General features: G+C 56.0%; 13 protein-coding genes. 2 read left to right on the top strand and 11 right to left on the bottom strand.

Annotation, left to right across the window (positions count from 1 at the left end):
* Window positions 1-12 precede the first annotated feature (12 nt).
* The gene (locus NSS83_RS00740; RefSeq protein ID WP_341347491.1) at window positions 13-585 is read right to left on the bottom strand and encodes a GNAT family N-acetyltransferase; all 573 of its coding nucleotides are present in this window, start codon (window positions 583-585) and stop codon (window positions 13-15) included.
* A gap of 204 nt (window positions 586-789) precedes the next feature.
* Here NSS83_RS00740 and NSS83_RS00735 point away from each other — a divergent pair, with 204 nt between their 5' ends.
* Window positions 790-2,601 (top strand): ABC transporter ATP-binding protein, encoded by a 1,812-nt coding sequence (locus NSS83_RS00735; RefSeq protein WP_341186214.1) that lies wholly within the window; start codon window positions 790-792, stop codon window positions 2,599-2,601.
* A 106-nt stretch (window positions 2,602-2,707) separates the two neighbouring features.
* Here NSS83_RS00735 and NSS83_RS00730 read toward each other — a convergent pair whose 3' ends face one another.
* Window positions 2,708-3,430, bottom strand: coding sequence for a hypothetical protein (locus NSS83_RS00730; RefSeq protein WP_341347490.1), 723 nt, complete (start codon window positions 3,428-3,430; stop codon window positions 2,708-2,710).
* Between the two features lie 50 nt (window positions 3,431-3,480).
* Between NSS83_RS00730 and NSS83_RS00725 the strand changes: the two genes are divergently transcribed.
* Window positions 3,481-3,612, top strand: coding sequence for a hypothetical protein (locus NSS83_RS00725; protein WP_341021336.1), 132 nt, complete (start codon window positions 3,481-3,483; stop codon window positions 3,610-3,612).
* A 128-nt stretch (window positions 3,613-3,740) separates the two neighbouring features.
* Here NSS83_RS00725 and NSS83_RS00720 read toward each other — a convergent pair whose 3' ends face one another.
* The 9 genes from NSS83_RS00720 to NSS83_RS00680 all read right to left on the bottom strand — a co-directional run bounded on the left by NSS83_RS00720 (window position 3,741) and on the right by NSS83_RS00680 (window position 15,983).
* Window positions 3,741-4,436, bottom strand: a complete 696-nt coding sequence (locus NSS83_RS00720) for a pseudouridine synthase (RefSeq protein WP_341021334.1) — start codon at window positions 4,434-4,436, stop codon at window positions 3,741-3,743.
* Window positions 4,437-4,552: 116 nt separating this feature from the next.
* Window positions 4,553-4,738, bottom strand: coding sequence for a DUF3934 family protein (locus NSS83_RS00715; RefSeq protein ID WP_341023288.1), 186 nt, complete (start codon window positions 4,736-4,738; stop codon window positions 4,553-4,555).
* A 147-nt stretch (window positions 4,739-4,885) separates the two neighbouring features.
* A complete protein-coding gene (asd, locus tag NSS83_RS00710) occupies window positions 4,886-5,971 on the bottom strand; it encodes an aspartate-semialdehyde dehydrogenase (RefSeq protein ID WP_341021331.1) in 1,086 nt (361 codons plus the stop codon).
* A 123-nt stretch (window positions 5,972-6,094) separates the two neighbouring features.
* The gene (locus NSS83_RS00705; protein ID WP_341021329.1) at window positions 6,095-7,336 is read right to left on the bottom strand and encodes a VWA domain-containing protein; all 1,242 of its coding nucleotides are present in this window, start codon (window positions 7,334-7,336) and stop codon (window positions 6,095-6,097) included.
* Window positions 7,337-9,682 (bottom strand): DUF5682 family protein, encoded by a 2,346-nt coding sequence (locus NSS83_RS00700; protein ID WP_341347489.1) that lies wholly within the window; start codon window positions 9,680-9,682, stop codon window positions 7,337-7,339.
* Window positions 9,679-10,782, bottom strand: a complete 1,104-nt coding sequence (locus tag NSS83_RS00695; protein ID WP_341347488.1) for an AAA family ATPase — start codon at window positions 10,780-10,782, stop codon at window positions 9,679-9,681. The genes NSS83_RS00700 and NSS83_RS00695 overlap by 4 nt, the downstream gene beginning before the upstream one ends.
* A 76-nt stretch (window positions 10,783-10,858) precedes the next feature.
* Window positions 10,859-12,691 carry a HEAT repeat domain-containing protein gene (locus tag NSS83_RS00690; protein ID WP_341347487.1) on the bottom strand — a complete coding sequence of 611 codons (1,833 nt, stop codon included), beginning with the start codon at window positions 12,689-12,691 and terminating at the stop codon, window positions 10,859-10,861.
* Between the two features lie 26 nt (window positions 12,692-12,717).
* Window positions 12,718-14,523: a HEAT repeat domain-containing protein gene (locus NSS83_RS00685; RefSeq protein WP_341347486.1), complete on the bottom strand. Its 1,806-nt coding sequence runs from the start codon at window positions 14,521-14,523 to the stop codon at window positions 12,718-12,720.
* 14 nt (window positions 14,524-14,537) lie between these two features.
* The gene (locus tag NSS83_RS00680; RefSeq protein WP_341347485.1) at window positions 14,538-15,983 is read right to left on the bottom strand and encodes an SWIM zinc finger family protein; all 1,446 of its coding nucleotides are present in this window, start codon (window positions 15,981-15,983) and stop codon (window positions 14,538-14,540) included.
* Between the last annotated feature and the right edge of the window lie 256 nt (window positions 15,984-16,239).

The raw sequence follows: 16,239 nt of genomic DNA, 5'->3' as shown, positions 1-16,239 counted from the left end.
TCGGTTTTCCGATTACATTCGGCCTACGCTCCCCCCTCTATCCCCGCGTAATCTGCCCATAACAATAGTGGAATAGAATTGTCCGTCTGCCAGCAGCTTGTCTCTGCGCAAGACACCCTCGACCTCGAAGCCCAGGCTCTCATAGAGCCGGATCGCCTTGTCATTCCCCTCCAGAACCTTCAAGCTCAGCTTCTCCAGACCGATGGCTTCCGCCCAGCTGATAGACTGCTCCAGCAGACTCCGGCCGATGCCGTATCCCCAGAACTCCTGGAGCACTCCGACTCCGAACTCGGCCAGATGAGCCAGCCTCCGCAGCGGACTTCCTTCACATCTGGCGAAGCCCGCCAGCCTGTCCTGCACCTCTGCAACCAGGAACAGGTTCGTGCTGCTGGCCGTATCTGCCGCTATAAGCGACCTGAATCCCTCCGGGTCGATGAATCCTTCACCCTGAACCCGGTCTAAATTCTCCGTCTCGCCGTCAACCTTCAGTCTCAGCGCGGACAACTGCGGGGCATCCTGCGGCACGGCGGATCTCACCATGTAGCGGAGTCCTTTGTTTTTATATTCCTGTGCATCTATAATCATTCTGTTCCTGTCCTCCCGAACCTAAGGTTACTGCTGCAACCTCGTTCTCAGCTTTGTTTGAGCTTATCCAGTTTAGCATTTACATCCAGAAAATCCAGGCGTATAATTCCCATGTCAGACCCTGCGCCGGATTATTTTTACATATATAAATTCCCTAAAATTCAAGTAAAGCTGGTGACCCTATTGTCGAGAGGCTTCAGAGCCATGGGACCCGGAGGAGGCTTCGGGCATGGCAAATTAAAGTTCAATGAGGAGGAGGCGAAGCCGGATATATCCAAAGCCCTGTTATTACGTATTGTCAAATATTTTGTCCCATACTGGAAGCAGACGCTGCTGGTGATGACCGTGCTGTGCATATCCGCAGTGCTGGGGCTGCTCCCTCCCATCCTGATTCAGCAGATTATCGACCGGGCACTCCCGGACAAGAATCTGCAGCTGCTCTTCCTGCTGGTTGCCGCCTCGCTGGCTACAACGGTTGTGTCCGGACTGCTGGGCGTGCTGCAGAATTATTTAAACTCTTTTATCTCCCAGAATATTGTCCATGATATGAAAAACCAGATGTACCGCCATCTGCAGAGCATGCCGCTGCAATTCTACTCAGGCGTCAAGCAAGGCGAGGTCATCACCCGGATGACCAGTGACATTGCCGGAATTCAGGGCGTCTTCAACAGCACCATCGTCAATTGTGCCAGCAATCTGTTCATTCTGATCTCCACGGCGGCAACGCTGTTCATTATGAACTGGAAGCTCGCACTGTTGGGCATCCTGGTCATCCCCTTATTCATCGTACCCACCCGCAAAATGGGCAATGTGCGCTGGAAGCTGGCCAAAGAGACGCAGGAGAAGATCTCGGAGCAGAATCAGATCATCGAGGAGACGCTCAGCCTCAGCGGATACATGCTAATGAAGCTGTTCACCAGAGAGGACACCGCACTGGCCAGCTTCCGGACCGTAAATGCCCAGGCAACACGGCTGCAAATTCGCGAATCGATGGCCGGCCGCTGGTTCATGCTGGTCCTAACCACCTTCACCACTATCGGGCCGATGCTGATTTATCTGTACGGGGGTTATTTATTCATCCAGGGAGAGCTGAGCATCGGAGCGATTATCACCTTTGTGGCACTGCTGGGCCGGTTGTATCTTCCGGTTATGCAGATGACCAATCTCTATGTAGATGTGAACCGTTCGGTGGCGCTGTTTGAACGGATTTTTGACTATTTTGATATGGACCCGCTGATTGTGGATACTAAGCTGGCTCTTCCAAGCCGCGTAGAGGGACAAGACATCGTCTTCGAGCAGGTGAATTTCGCCTACGCCCCGGACAAGCCCGCTCTGAGCGGGATCTCCTTCACGGCAAGCGCCGGATCACTGACAGCCCTGGTCGGACCCAGTGGAGCAGGCAAAACCACCATTACCAACCTGATCCCCCGGCTCTATGAACTGGATTCAGGCGCAATACGTATTGGCGGTAAGGACATCCGCGAGTTCACGCTGCATTCGCTGCGCTCGCAGATTGGCCTCGTCACTCAGGACACGTACCTGTTCAACGGGACGATCCGCGAGAATCTGCTCTATGCTAATGCTGAAGCCACAGAAGCCGAGCTGACGGCCGCCTGTGAAGCTGCTTATATTCATGATTTCATTCTAAAGCTGCCTGAGGGCTACAACACGGTAGTCGGCAACCGGGGCATTAAGCTGTCGGGCGGTGAGAAACAGCGGATGTCCATCGCGCGCGTGCTGCTCAAGAATCCGCCCATTATTATCATGGACGAAGCCACCTCGTCGCTGGACACCGTATCGGAATATTACATCCAGCAAGCGATGCATGAACTGCTGCGGGGCAAGACCAGCATGGTCATCGCCCACCGTCTCTCCACCATCATGGCAGCCGACAATATTCTGGTTGTTCAGGACGGCAGGATTGTAGAGTCGGGGCAGCATGCCTCCCTGCTGGCAGAGAATGGGGTATACCGGGATTTGTACAACAAGCAGTTTCAGCGAGAAATAGAAGCATAATGTATAGCGTGAAACAAATAGATTCTTATATTTTGAAAAAGGGATTCCCGGAGCAGCATCACCTGCCCTGGGAATCCCTTCTCTTCTTGTCCTCGATCAGCCCGGCTTACCGCGCAGTACGCAGCGGCTTCAGCTTGTCCATCCAGCCGCTGATTTGTTCTGCCGTCTCTGTATTCCGCAGCAGCTGCTGATATTCGTCCACATAACCGCCGTCCCCGGCGAGCTGTCCGGCCCACTCATGGAACTCTTCGAACCGTGTCAGTGCGATACTGCGCTTCCCGAGAATCAGGTAGGCGTTCAGCAGCTGCTCTAACGTCTGCTCGGACGGATTGTTTTTATACTCCTGCTCACTGAGCTGAAGCTGATCGTCCGCATATTGCTTGGTAAGCAGCTTATCCGGTACATAGTTCGTCCCTTCCAGCTGGTAGATGCCCGTCAGCGCCGGACCCAGGGGCGATTTACCCGGATAAGGACTGGCCAGCAGATCCTCGCTTCCGTCCTGATCCACGTCCTCATAATTCACGCTGAACAGATCGTTAACGGTGACCTGCATCGTTCCGTCAATCTCTTCGACCACAATAGACGCGTAGTTAGGACGGTTATCCATCAGACTGAACAAGAAGGTATTCCGGTTGTTCTGCACAACCGCTTCAGCCCAGAGCTGCTCCTCCTCATTCCAAATGTCCCCGCCTTCCAGGGTAAGCCCGGCCTTTTTGCTGTCAAAGACCATCTTGCCCTCCTTGACGATGGCGAACTGTGTATAGCTGAATTCTCCCTTGTTCCAGTAATATACCTGAAAAATCTGCCCGTTCAACTGAACCGCATCCATATGTACGAACCCCGAATACTCATCTGCAATCTCAGGGGACACTTCTGCGAGTGCTGCGGCAGCTGCGTCTTCCTCAAGATGCCCTCCAGGTGCTGCTGAGAGATCCGCTGCCGGGGAAGCGGCTGGCACTGCAGACGGATCTGCTGATCCGCCATCCCCTGTTCGTGAGCAACCTGCTATGATTGCTAAGGCTAACAATAAGCTTATAATCCGCATGTGATCCTCCTAAATGTCGTGTCGTGGTAGCAAGACTTCCTGTATACCCATCCGGAGCCCGCTTCGGAAACATAAACTGGTATGTGAGTTGCGGCTATCCTTCCAATCTGGCATGAAGCTCCGCGAGCTCTTCCTCCGTCAGCCGTCTCCACTGCCCTTGCGGCAGACCGCTGAGCGTGATATGCATAATCCGTATCCGCTCCAGCCGGAGCACACGATAGCCCAGCGCCTTGCACATCCGGCGGATCTGCAGATTCAGCCCTTGGGTCAGAATAATCATGAACTCCTTCTCCGAGATCCGCCGGGTGAGGCATGGCTTGGTGCGGGTCTCCAGAATATCTACACCTGCCGACATCTCCGTCAAAAAGTCTTCTGTGACCGGCTTATCCACGCTCACCCGGTACTCCTTCTCATGACTATGCTCGGACCGCATCATCCGGTTGACAATCGACCCGTCATTGGTCAGCAGAATCAGCCCTTCCGAGCGCTTGTCCAGTCTGCCGACGGCAAAGATCCGGGAGGGATAATTGATATAATCTACAATATTCCCTTCCACGTGCCGGGCGGCTGTACAGGTGATGCCTACCGGCTTGTTCAGCACCAGATAGACCCGCTCCTCCCGGTCTGGAGTCACAGTAATTCCGTCTACAGCCACCATATCTCCAGGTTCAACACTTGCTCCAGGCGCACAGACCTTCCCGTTAATCGTGATCCTTCCGGCGGCAATCAGCCGGCCCGTCTCTCTGCGCGGATAGACGCCGGTCTCACTGATGTATTTGTTAATTCTCATGAAGTTCCCGCTTTCAGGTCCTACATATGAAAGAACATCTGATTCACATAGCCATCAGATGTTGCCTCCAACCTATAACCCTTATATTTAGTCATCCTCAAGGGGCAGATGCCCGCTTATTTAGCGCCTCCGGTTTTGTTGCTGCCGCTGCTGGTCTTAGCCTGCTTGGTTCCTTTGGCACCTGGGCTGCCGGGAGGGCCGCTTCGGGCCGGCTTCACGGGTTTTGCCGTCTTGTTCCAGCGGGTCCAGCCCTTGCTGCCTGTTCCTCTGCCTGTGCCGCCGCCTTTACTTTTTGCCACAATATCACTCCGTCAATATTCAGTTTTCGCCGTACATTACTCTATCTTACCATTATTTCGGGCGGATTGTCAGGTCAAACTGCAAACAGCCTGCGCGGAGAGCCTCCGGCAGGCTGCATAACGGGTATCCGTCCAAGAGCATAGATATGCTTATTTGGGCTGAATATATCCTTCGGCCTTCAGCAATTCGGCGATCAGTACCGCACCGCCGGCAGCGCCTCTTACCGTATTGTGGGACAGGCTGACGAATTTGTAATCGTACAGTGAATCCTCGCGCAACCGTCCTGCGGAGATGCCCATGCCATTCTCAATGTCACGGTCCAGACGGGTCTGCGGACGGTTCTCTTCCTCAAAATACGTGATGAACTGCTTAGGAGCACTCGGCAGACCGAGCTGCTGTGGACGCCCCTGGAAGCTGTTCCAGCGTTCCAGAATCTCTTCGCGGGAAGGCTTCTGCTCAAAGGAGGCAAAGACAGCCGCCATATGGCCGTCAGCAACAGGCACACGGATACACTGGGTAGTGATTACCGGCTGCTCGCTTGGGACGATCCCCTCACTGGTTACCTTACCCCAGATCCGCAGCGGCTCCTGCTCGCTCTTCTCTTCTTCTCCGCCGATGTAAGGAATCACGTTATCCACCATATCCGGCCAGTCCGCGAAGGTCTTACCCGCACCTGAAATCGCCTGATAAGTGGTTACAACCACCTTAGAAGGCTTGAACTCATGAAGTGCATTCAGGGTGGGCATATAGCTCTGAATGGAACAGTTCGGTTTCACAGCGATGAAGCCGGTCTCTGTCCCCAGACGCTTCCGCTGCTGGGCGATAACCTCCAGATGCTCCGGATTGATCTCAGGAATCACCATCGGAACATCCGGTGTCCAGCGGTGCGCCGAATTGTTGGAGATCACCGGAGTTCCGGTACGCGCATAAGCTTCTTCCAGCGCCTTAATCTCATCCTTCTTCATATCTACGGCGCAGAAGATCAGATCCACATCCGCAGCCACTTCCTCCACCTTGGAGGCGTCTTGAACCATGATGCCTTTAACTGCGTCAGGCATAGGAGTGGACAGCTTCCATCTGCCTTGAACAGACTCCTCATAGGACTTGCCGGCTGAATTCGCGCTCGCCGCAATCGCTGTTACCTGAAACCATGGATGATTCTCCAAAAGTGCAATGAAACGCTGGCCGACCATACCGGTACCGCCAACAATACCCGCTCTGAGCTTCCTCGACATAAGAAATTCATTTCCTTTCAAGCAGCGCCTAGCGAAAGGTGCTTTTTAATAACCGATTATAAATGATAGCGGCATGTTACACAATATGTGATTATAAAGTAAGTGTTTCCTGTTTAAACAAAATCACCGCGTCATCCCCAGCCGCTTCGCCAGCTCACCCAGCTCCTGGCCCTTGAGTGCTCCCTCCACCAGGACAGGCAGCAGTGCCGGAGTACAGGCGAAGCAAGGCGTTCCATCACGGGCGAGCTGGGCGGCCAGCCGTTCATCATAGGAAGGCTTGCCTTCATCGGAGAGGGCCAAGAGCGTCATCGTCCGCACCCCGGATTCCCGCAGCTCGCGCATCCGCCGGACCAGCCCGGCCTGATTGCCGTTCTCGTACAGGTCCGATACGATGATGAACAGTGTCTTCTTCGGCTCCTCGATGAACTGCTCACAATACTTCACCGACTTATGAATATCCGTACCGCCCCCGAGCTGGATGCCGAAGAGCATGTCAACAGGATCATTCGCACACTGCTCCGTCAAGTCAACCACCTCGGTATCAAAAGCAACGACACGCGTGTTCAGCGCCGGGATACTGGCGAAGATCGAGCCGATCACCGAAGCCCAGATCACGGAGCTGGCCATCGAGCCGCTCTGGTCAATATCTACAATGACCGTCCATTCCTTGCTGCGGCGGGCCCGGTCAAAATAGAAGAAGCGTTCGGGGATAATCATCCGCCGCTCCGCATCGTAGTGCTTCAGGTTGCGCTCAATTGTCCGTTTCCAGTCCAGGCCGCTAAGCGAAGGCAGCGGGGAATGCTGCCGCTTATTGAGTGCTCCGGTAACTGCACGGCGGATATCAGTCTCCAGCAGCTTGACCAGCTCATCCACGAGCGCCTGAACGAGCATTCTTGCGGTATCTTTGGTTTTCTCCGGGATTTTACCCTTAAGTGCCAGCAGCGTACCGACCAGCTGGATATCCGGCTTCACTGCCGCCAGCAGCTCCGGCTCGAAGAGCAGCTGCTTCCAGCCCTTGCGCTCCATCGCATCGGTCTGAATAACCGAGACCACATCCTCCGGGAAGAAATTCCGCACATCCCCGAGCCACTTGGACAGGTTAATTGCTGACTTTCCCGAGCCTGAACCTCTGCCCTTCGATGCGGCAGCGGCACTCCCTTCTGCCTTACCTGCGCCTGTCTCATTATAGATAGCCGCCAGTGCGGCATCCATAATCAGCTCTTCCTCGCTTAAGATCCGTCCGCTGCCCGGGCCGAAGCCGGGCAAGGCCTCTTCTGCTTCCTGCCCCAGAATCAGCCGCCAGCGTGTAAGCGCTCCGTTCCGGTTATCATCCTTCAGTTCTTCCTTCAGTTCTTCTTCACTCATCTACAAATCCCCGAAGTCAAAATCATTCAGATCATCCAGCATTTTGGCTTCCTCCTCCTTCAGTTCTCCTGTCAGAATCTCGGCGGCCTGCTCTGTGTTCACGCCCCACAGCTCACCCAGCAGCTCGGCGATCATCGTCTTCTCACGCGGGGAGAAGGTACTGAACGCCCGGCGCAGGAAGACCAGCGCACGCTTGAATTCCTCATCCTCCAAGGCGTTGATATAGTCATTCAGCTGCTCCCACAGGCTCATCCGCGACAGCAGCCCATAGCGGTTACGCATGGACAGCCCTTCGAACCAGCCTGCCCCCAGGTCTGCCGGTATCCCTGGAGACAAGCGGCGCGACACCTCTGCCGCAACCTCTCCGGCAGGGATGGCTCCCCGCTCCATCAGAATTGCACAGGCGAAGCCCGACAGCCGCGGGTTGCGGTCATCCCGCTGCGCCAGCTGCAGCAGCTCCTGCAGCCACAGAGCCGTATCTGCAATCTCGCTATGCTCCTGCGAGATGTTGTTCAGATCATTCATTGCGCCGATCATCAGCGCCGCCGCTTCATCATTGCAGCCGCTGGCATCCAGCAGGAACAGGCAGCCCCGGCGGAACAGCTCCTCCAGCAGCGGTATGAACGGGGCCGTATCCACCTTGCGGATGTCGCCATAGCCGATGATCTTGGCCAGCTCCCTGGCAGCCGTGGCAATCGAGACGACATCCCGGCTGTCTACCGCAAGGCGCTGGAGCACGCGACTGCTCTCCTCCATCTGTGTGGTCATGGCACATTCGCAGGCGGTGACAATCAGCGCGGATGCCTCAGCGATGGAGCTGCATTCCAGCAGCTTCTCGCGCAGCACATAGGCTGCCGCCACTTCTATGGTCTCCCCCAGCAGGGTAGACTCCACAATCTCAATCTCCACCTCCGGCGCCCACTGGAGTATCCAGTGCTCCGCCCAGGTCGCCCCGGACTGGCCGCTTGGCACATTCCGGGCGAAGTGGATACCGAGCAGTTCCAGCCGGTGGAACAGCACGGAGCGGTGCAGATCGAGGTAAGCCGCTTCGCTGCTTGACACCCGGCGGTTCTCGCGCAGATCCAGCGTCAGGTCGCTGGCTACGGTCGATCTGTACTTCTCCAGCTTGTAGCGCTTCAGCAGCCGGTTCAGGTCATCCTGAATCGGCGTCTGGCTGACGCCATCGGCCAGCCTTCCGATGTTCGTACCGACATCGACCCGGGCCAGCGAATCAGCGATAACAGCCAGATCCCCATGCCCGAGCAAGGTCTGGGCGGCATCGCGCAGATCACGCAGCGTAGGTGCGCTTCCGCCGTGCAGCGCAGCCAGCGACTCCGCCAGCCGTACCGCTTCAATGACCTCAGCCGTGGAGCGGTGCGTCCCTGCCCTGCGCACCATCCGGGCCACGGAGGAGAGATAGAGATGGGGCAGCTCCTCAGCGCGGCCGGAGGCCATCAGCTCCCACATCATCTGGAAGTAGTGCGGAGCTGCGTTGCCCGCACCATACCCCGACATAGTGGAGAGCTTATAGTAGGAATACGGCATCAGCGTCAGCTTGGTAGAGCGTGAAGGCAGTGACGCCAGCTCCGCATCACTCATTCCCTCCGAGAGATCGGCCAGCGCGGCGGCGTGGTATGCCCCGCAGATCACAACAATCTTCTCCGGCACATGCCCTTCGTCAATCTTGAGCTGAATCTGCCGCCGCATATAAGACTCGCGCAATGCGTTATATGCATATTCCCGCGGCTGCTCTGCGCGCTCCGTGGACTCCGACAGCTCCCGCATCTGGGCAGAGAAGGCCAGGATCGCGGCGCGGTATGCGCCGCTGCTGGCGTTATGCTCGTAATTACGCTCCCAGTACATATCATAGTCATGCTCACCGGCAATCCGGGCAATCCGGCTGTATACTGACTCCGGCTCACGAACTTCCTCTTCCGCCGGTTCCCCCTGTTCGTCAGCCACAGGCTTCAGTTCTGGGCGTCCACCGGCATCCTGCCGTAACGCATCCTGCAGCCCCAGTGTTACAGAGGAAGGCAGGTCGATGAACTCTGCCTGTGCTCCATGCTCCTGCGCCCATTTCATCCCCTGATATTCCGGGGAATACACAGCGAACGGCCAGAGCACCGTCCGCACGGGCAGATCCTCAGTGAAGGCCAGAATAGCTACCGGCGGCTTCGTTACCGCATGGGTTAAATGACGGATCTCTCCGCTGGCATCACTTGGCCCCTCAATCAAGACGGCGGTCGGCTGCAGCTCGTTCAAGTATTCCAGGACATGCCTGGCACCGCCCGGAGACAGATGCCGGACTCCGAAGACATGAACGCCGGCAACCACTGCCCTGCTCACTCGTTCATCTCCTTGCAGGCTTGATAGAGTCCGCGCCAGTCCGCTCCTTTTTTCTTCATTACATTATCCAGATATTCCTTCCACACCAGCTTATCCTTATCGTCATCCTTGACGATCGCCCCTTGGAGTCCCGCTGCCAGATCCTCGTCGGTCAGTTCTCCACTCCCGAAACTTGCCGCCAGTGCCATGCTGTTCGTCAGCAGCGAGATGGCTTCTGCCGTGGAGATTACACCAGCTGGAGTCTTGACCTTCTCCTTCTTGTCGAGGGTCATGCCGCTGCGCAGCTCGCGGAAGATGGTAACCACCTTCAGCAGCGCTTCATCTGCCGGAACAGCAGCCTGCAGCTCATAGGAGGAGGCGATCTCACCGACACGTTTCTTCACAATGGACAGCTCCGTCTCAAGGTCCGATGGCGCAGGCAGCACAATGATATTGAATCGCCGCTTCAGAGCAGCGGACATTTCATTGACTCCGCGGTCCCGCGTATTAGCGGTGGCAATAATCGAGAAGCCCTTGCGGGCACTGGTCTCCTTGCCCAGCTCCGGCACGGAGATCGTCTTCTCCGACAGAATCGAGATCAATGCGTCCTGTACCTCGGAGGCACAGCGGGAGATTTCTTCAAACCGGGCAATACCGCCGTCCTCCATCGCCCGCATAATCGGGCTCTTGACCAGCGCCTCCGGCGTCGGCCCGTTCGCCAGGAGCATGGCGTAGTTCCAGGAATAGCGCACATGCTCTTCGCTTGTTCCCGCTGTCCCCTGCACTACCATGCCTGAGTTGCCGTAGATCGCCGCTGCCAGATTCTCGGACAGCCAGGATTTGGCGGTGCCCGGCTCCCCGATCAGCAGCAGTGCCCTGTCAGTGACCAGCGTGGCAACGGCCATCTCAATCAGCCGGGTGTTCCCGATATATTTCGGGGTAATCACGGTTTTGCCCGCCTTGCCGCCAGTAATGAAGGTGAGAACTGAGCGCGGGGACATCTGCCAGCCGGCAGGAATACGTCCGGTGTCCTCCTTGCGCAGAGCCTCCAGCTCCTCACGGTACAGGATTTCAGCCGGCAGACGCATGTAATCCTGAAGCTGACCTTGTTCTGTTGACATGTACACCTCTCCTTTGTATATCCCCGTCTATCCGGGACAATCTCTTCCGTACTGACTCGTAAGTATATTGCAGACTTTACTGCTTACTCACTAGCTGGTCCAGTATATATTCCAGCTGGCGCTTGGATTCATATTTGAACCGGGGGGCGATCTCCTTCACCCGGTCCACATAGCTGGCCGGGAAGCGCTCCATCATCTCGAACAAGTAGTGGTCGAAGGTATACAAATTACGGACGTTGTTCTCTTCAAGCGCAGAGATCAGCAGCTCCAGCCGCTCCGTCTCAGGCAGTTCTGCCCTTTCCAGTCCTTTGAAAATATTGGCGAGACGGTCATACGTGTACCGCTTGAGCGTTCCTTCCAGCTTGCCCCGCAGGTAATTCTGTACTCCCTGATGTCCGGGCCGGGCGAAGACACAGGCCAGATTCATGGCATCCTGCTTGATAGACCATTCCAGCCAGCGCGGGTCCCATTCCGCAGCAACTTCTTCAGCCGACATGATCCGTCTGTTGTACTGTCTTACGCCCGAGGCATCCCAACGTACCTCATAGTCCCAGTAAAGGTCCACGGCCTGCTCCTCGATCGTATGAATCAGCAATTGTGTACGCTGAGCGGCCTGCTTGGCCGCCTGACCTACCAGCTTGGTCTCCGTGAGTCCGGCGAACCGGTCGAACATCTCCTGCGGGCTGACCCTCCTTTTCGCGGCATGGAAATAGTTCGGCAGATACCGCACGCTGCGCTGCGCCAGCTCCGCGAGCTCTTCCAGCGCGGCGTTATCCGCTGATTCCTGCTTGTATCGGGCTGCCTGGTCAATCAGATGAATCCACCCGAGGGAAGTATAACGGTTATACTCCTTAAGAACATAGCTATAAATGGCATCCAGTTCCGCACTCTTTGCCTGGTGGAGAGCAGCCATGAAGGGAGCCAGCTCATCCCAGGCCTTCTCAGTGATTTTCTTATCGGCATTCGTCTCCGGTGCGGCTGTAAGCTCATCCATGAATAATGCCGTAAGCCTAGCATAGACCGCTGCAGGAGCCCCATATGCCAGCACTGCGGCTAACATCTCACGGTCCTTCTTCTGGAGGAACACCTCAATGAGCCGCTCTGCTCCCTGTGCAGATCCACCCGCTGCCAGCGCTGTGTAGGCGGCTTCACGGATGATTTTCTTCTTGTCGGCAGACCACTCCAGCAGGAGTCCTGTATATTCCTCATATTCTCCCAGACACTTGATGGCCGCTGCCCGGATCTCATCACTGCCGTTCTCGGCTGTTTGAACAATAACATCCAGGTGACTGGAAGCGCCTGCTTGAGCAATGACCTCCAGCTTGCGGACCTCGCTCCGACCCCCGGCCGGGTTGAAGCTCTCCAGCAGATATCCGGCGATCTCCGGCCCATAGGAAGGGAGAATATGGTTCTTCGCATATTCCGCCAGCTCCGAATACGGGTCGTTCAGTGCTGAGACAGCCAGCGGCAGCAGACGAAGATCCTGAAAGACTCCTTCCTTATAGGCATCCAGTACAATCTCATATCTGCCGCTTCCGGTAGTGGTGAGCGCTTCAATCACAGGCGCAAGCTTCCGGTAGGTCTGATTCGTCTGAAGGGTGAACTTCCGGACCGGCAAGGGTCCGGGAGTTCCATCCACGGTTGTCGTTCCCTGGGTGTATAGCACGGACTCCAGCAGCAGGGTATTCTCCTGCAACTGAATACCCGGGGCAAGACCCTCCGGGCTACCCGGTTCAATCAGTGCAGTAATTCCCTCGCCTAGCTTCTTGAAGACCGGTGACCGCTCGCCTAGCTGCTGAAATTGCGGAAGCAGCCGCTTCAGGCGGAAATCTCCGGCCGCCAGCTCACTTCCGGCAATATACAGTCTTCTGTATTCCTGATGCAGCTCCTGCAATAACGCTGTGCTCATGGATTGTCCTCCCTAAGTAAATATAATTAGTTCATGATGCTGATCAGGTGCTCCAGTTGCCGCTTGGCCACGAACGTGTACCTTGGCGCCGCAGCTTCCAGCCGGGAACGGTATTCGGCCGGCAACCGCTCCAATAGGCGGGTCAGCGAATTGCTAAACTGTTTCGTCTGATCGAATCTGCCGCTCTCCAGTGCAGACATAAGCAGCTCCAGGCGTTCCGCCTCGGGCACTCCTGCACGCTCAAGTCCAATGAAAATATTAGGAAGAACCTCGTCATCTATGGGTTGCGGGGGAACCTTCAGCTTCTTCAGCAGATATTCCCGCACCCCCTTATGTCCCGGCCGGGCGAAAGTGCAGACCAGATTATGTGCATCCCGCTGGATGAACCAGTCGAGCCAGCGCGGGTCCCAGGCGGCTTCAATCGCCTCAGCGCTCATTCGATCAAAGGTATCCTCAGCCTTGTAATAGTACCGTGGCCGTGGATTAATAATCACCCGGTCAAGAATGTCAATCAGTGCCTGTTCCCGCTGCGCGGCATCCTTCTTCATGAAGGAGAGCAGCCTTTGCTTCAAGCCCCCGGCGAACTGGTTATACAGCTCCTGTTGAGTCATCATTTTCCGGGCGGCCTGGAAATAATACAGCAGATAGTTGTAGTCACGCTCCGCCAATTCCTGCAGCTCCCTAAGGCTGGAATCTGTTACTGTCCTCTCCTTGTACCGCACTGCCTGAATGATTAGATACTTCCATCCCAGCAACTGGAAGCAATCATATTCGCTGATTACATAGCTGTAGATTTCATCAAGCCTGCGGCTGCGGGCCATCAGCAGCGCTCTCATGAACTGCTTAATCTCTGTCCAGGCAGCCTCCGTCTGCTGCGGGTCTCTGTTATCCTGCGGCGCCTGGCGGAGCTTCTCCATGAACAACTTTGCCAGCTTCTCCACCGCCAGGGCAGCGGGCCGGTTAGCGAGTACCTCGGCAACCATCTCACGGTCCTTTGCGCCACAGAAAGCTTCGTAGAGCCGCTCTGCTCCCTGTTCACTCCCGCCGGCTGCCAGCGCCTTATAAGCCGCTTCACGAATCGCCTTCTTCTTGTCAGCGGACCACTCCAGCAAGGCTGGTGTATATTTCTCATCCTCTGCCAGGCAAGGGATCGCAGCAACTCTGACCTCATCGCTGCCGCTCTCAGCAGCCTGAAAGACCGTCTCCAGATGCCCGGCGGCACCTGCCTTGGCGATGACCTCCAGCTTACGGGCCTCACTCCGACCGCCTGCCGGATTGAAGCTCTCCAGCAGGTAGCCGCTAATCTCCGGCCCATACGAAGGTAGAATATGTTCCTTCACGTAATCCGCAAGCTCCGAGTAAGAGTCATTCAGCGCTGAGACCGCCAGCGGCAGCAGACGCAGATCCCCGAAGACGCCTTTCTGGAAGGCATCGGCCACGATCTCATATCTGCCGCTGCCCGTCGTGCTGAGCGCTTCCAGCACAGGAGCCAGCTTCCGGTACGGCTGAGCAGTCTGAAGCGTGAAGCTCCTCAGAGGCATGGGGCCTGGGGTTCCTTCCACAGCTGTTGTCCCTTGGGTGTACAGCACGGATTCCAGCAGCAGAGTCTGCTCCTGCAATAGAACGCCGGGGGCAGGCCCGTCAGGACTGCCGGGTTCAAGCAACACTGCAATTCCTTCACCGAGTCTCTTGAAGACTGGCGACCGCTCACCGAACTGCTGAAACTGCTGAAGCAGCCGTTTCAGGCGGAAATCTCCCGCTGCGAGCTCACTTCCGGCAATATACAACCTCCTATACTCCTGATGCAGCTCCTGTAACAACGCTGTGCTCATAGACGCCCCTCCTGTCAGTACAGCAGACGAATGATCTCTTCGTCCTTAATGACACTTAGCGGCTGGGCACGCAGACGTCCCTGGTCCAGGTCATGCTCGAACATGACCAGAACCGCACAATCCTCGCGGGCGCCGGCTGGCAGGAACGGCAGCAGGCCCACCGTGCCCTGCGGCATCGATGGAAGATCCTCCAGCAGCAGCCTTGTACCTTCCCCGTCAGTCATAACATACTGGCCGTTCTCTGTAACGCCCAGAGCTGCGGTATGCAGCAGCATGACCGGCTGCTTGTCGCTCAGCGGGTTCTTAATCTGGTTCTTCACCTTCTTGAAGACTTCTGAATATGAACGGTGAGCCTTGGCGGCCGCCCGCTCAAGATCTGAGCCTTGTACCGTTCTTGAAGACATGGACTCGTAGCGGATACGGGCATTCATGTCTCCAGGATAGGTGTATAGCTGTGGAACCACAGCAATGTCGAAGAAGCTGTCTTCCTCACGCATCAGCTTCGCCGCCTTGTATGGGCGGTAGTTAAAGGTCCGGCGGATCTCCCCGCCTTCCGCAGTGAGATCCAGCCAAAAGCCAAGGTCTACGAACTCTTGGCGGGCAGCATCGTTGTAGCTGTAGAAGGATAACTGCAGCAGCTCCGCCCCCTCCTTCACCAGCCCGTATTCCTTCAGCTCGCTAAGCTGCCAGGCATGGCCCAGCCATTCATCAATAGTGGATTCGTGATCGAGCGCCAGCTCCGGGTCCTCGCTCCGGGCCTGCAGATACGCCCGGCCCTTCTTGATAAATGCGTGTAGCCGTGTCAGCTGCTCCACCGCATATGTATAGTTCTGCTCCTGATCCTTGCCGCTGAACATCAGATTCGCGAAGCGGCGCAGCTCAATCTGCGCACCGGACAGATAATAGTTCCCGAGCTGCTTCACATGCCCCTGAACCGTCTTGGCCGCAGACTTGTCAATCGTGGACAGGCCGCTGCGTACAAAGGATAGCACCAGCTTCTCCAGCAGTTCAAGCCCTTCGAGCTGTGCGTTAATTTTTTTCTTCAGGGCGGATTTGTTAACCTTCTTCGGCTTGGGATCTGTCCCTTCAGCCGCCTGCTTGGCCTTGTTCTCTTCCCGCTTCTCGGCCTTCTCACGCTTCGATGCGATCTCTTCGGGAACCGGAGCAGGTGTGAACGTCTGGCCTTCGGTATAAGCATACAGCAGACCTAGTGCATGCTTACAGGGGAATTGGCGGCTGGGGCAGCTGCAGCGGAAAACCGGGCTGTCTGATACGATGAAGTCCACTGAACACTCATAGGGCGTTTTGCCGCTTCCGGCACATTTTCCGAATAATAGCTCTCCGTTCTCCGACTGATGGAGCTCCACAAAACTCTTTTTGCGGACCAGTCCCTGGCCGTTCTTGATCGCAGCAGCATTGGGTGCAAGTGAATCGACATACGTGGATGTTAGCTCTGGCAAATTAGATTCCTCCCGGCTGAATTAGGATGTAAGCAGAATGAATAGACGTGCATACAGGGCACAAGTATTTATTACCCAACTTCACATGAAACGACTACAAATAGGATCATATGTTTGCATTTATTTTAGCAAATCTTGGCGTCCGATCCAATAGAGTAATCGCTTTCAGATGAAAAATGGGTGGTAGGTCCTAGATTCCAGTCCTGTCAAACCTCGTTCTAAGCGGTTTATGTAACCTTATATTTGAACAAAAAAA

Source organism: Paenibacillus sp. FSL H3-0469 (assembly GCF_038051945.1).
In the GTDB taxonomy this organism is placed as follows: Bacteria; Bacillota; Bacilli; order Paenibacillales; family Paenibacillaceae; genus Paenibacillus_AQ.
This window is presented reverse-complemented; position numbering and strand designations above follow the sequence as displayed.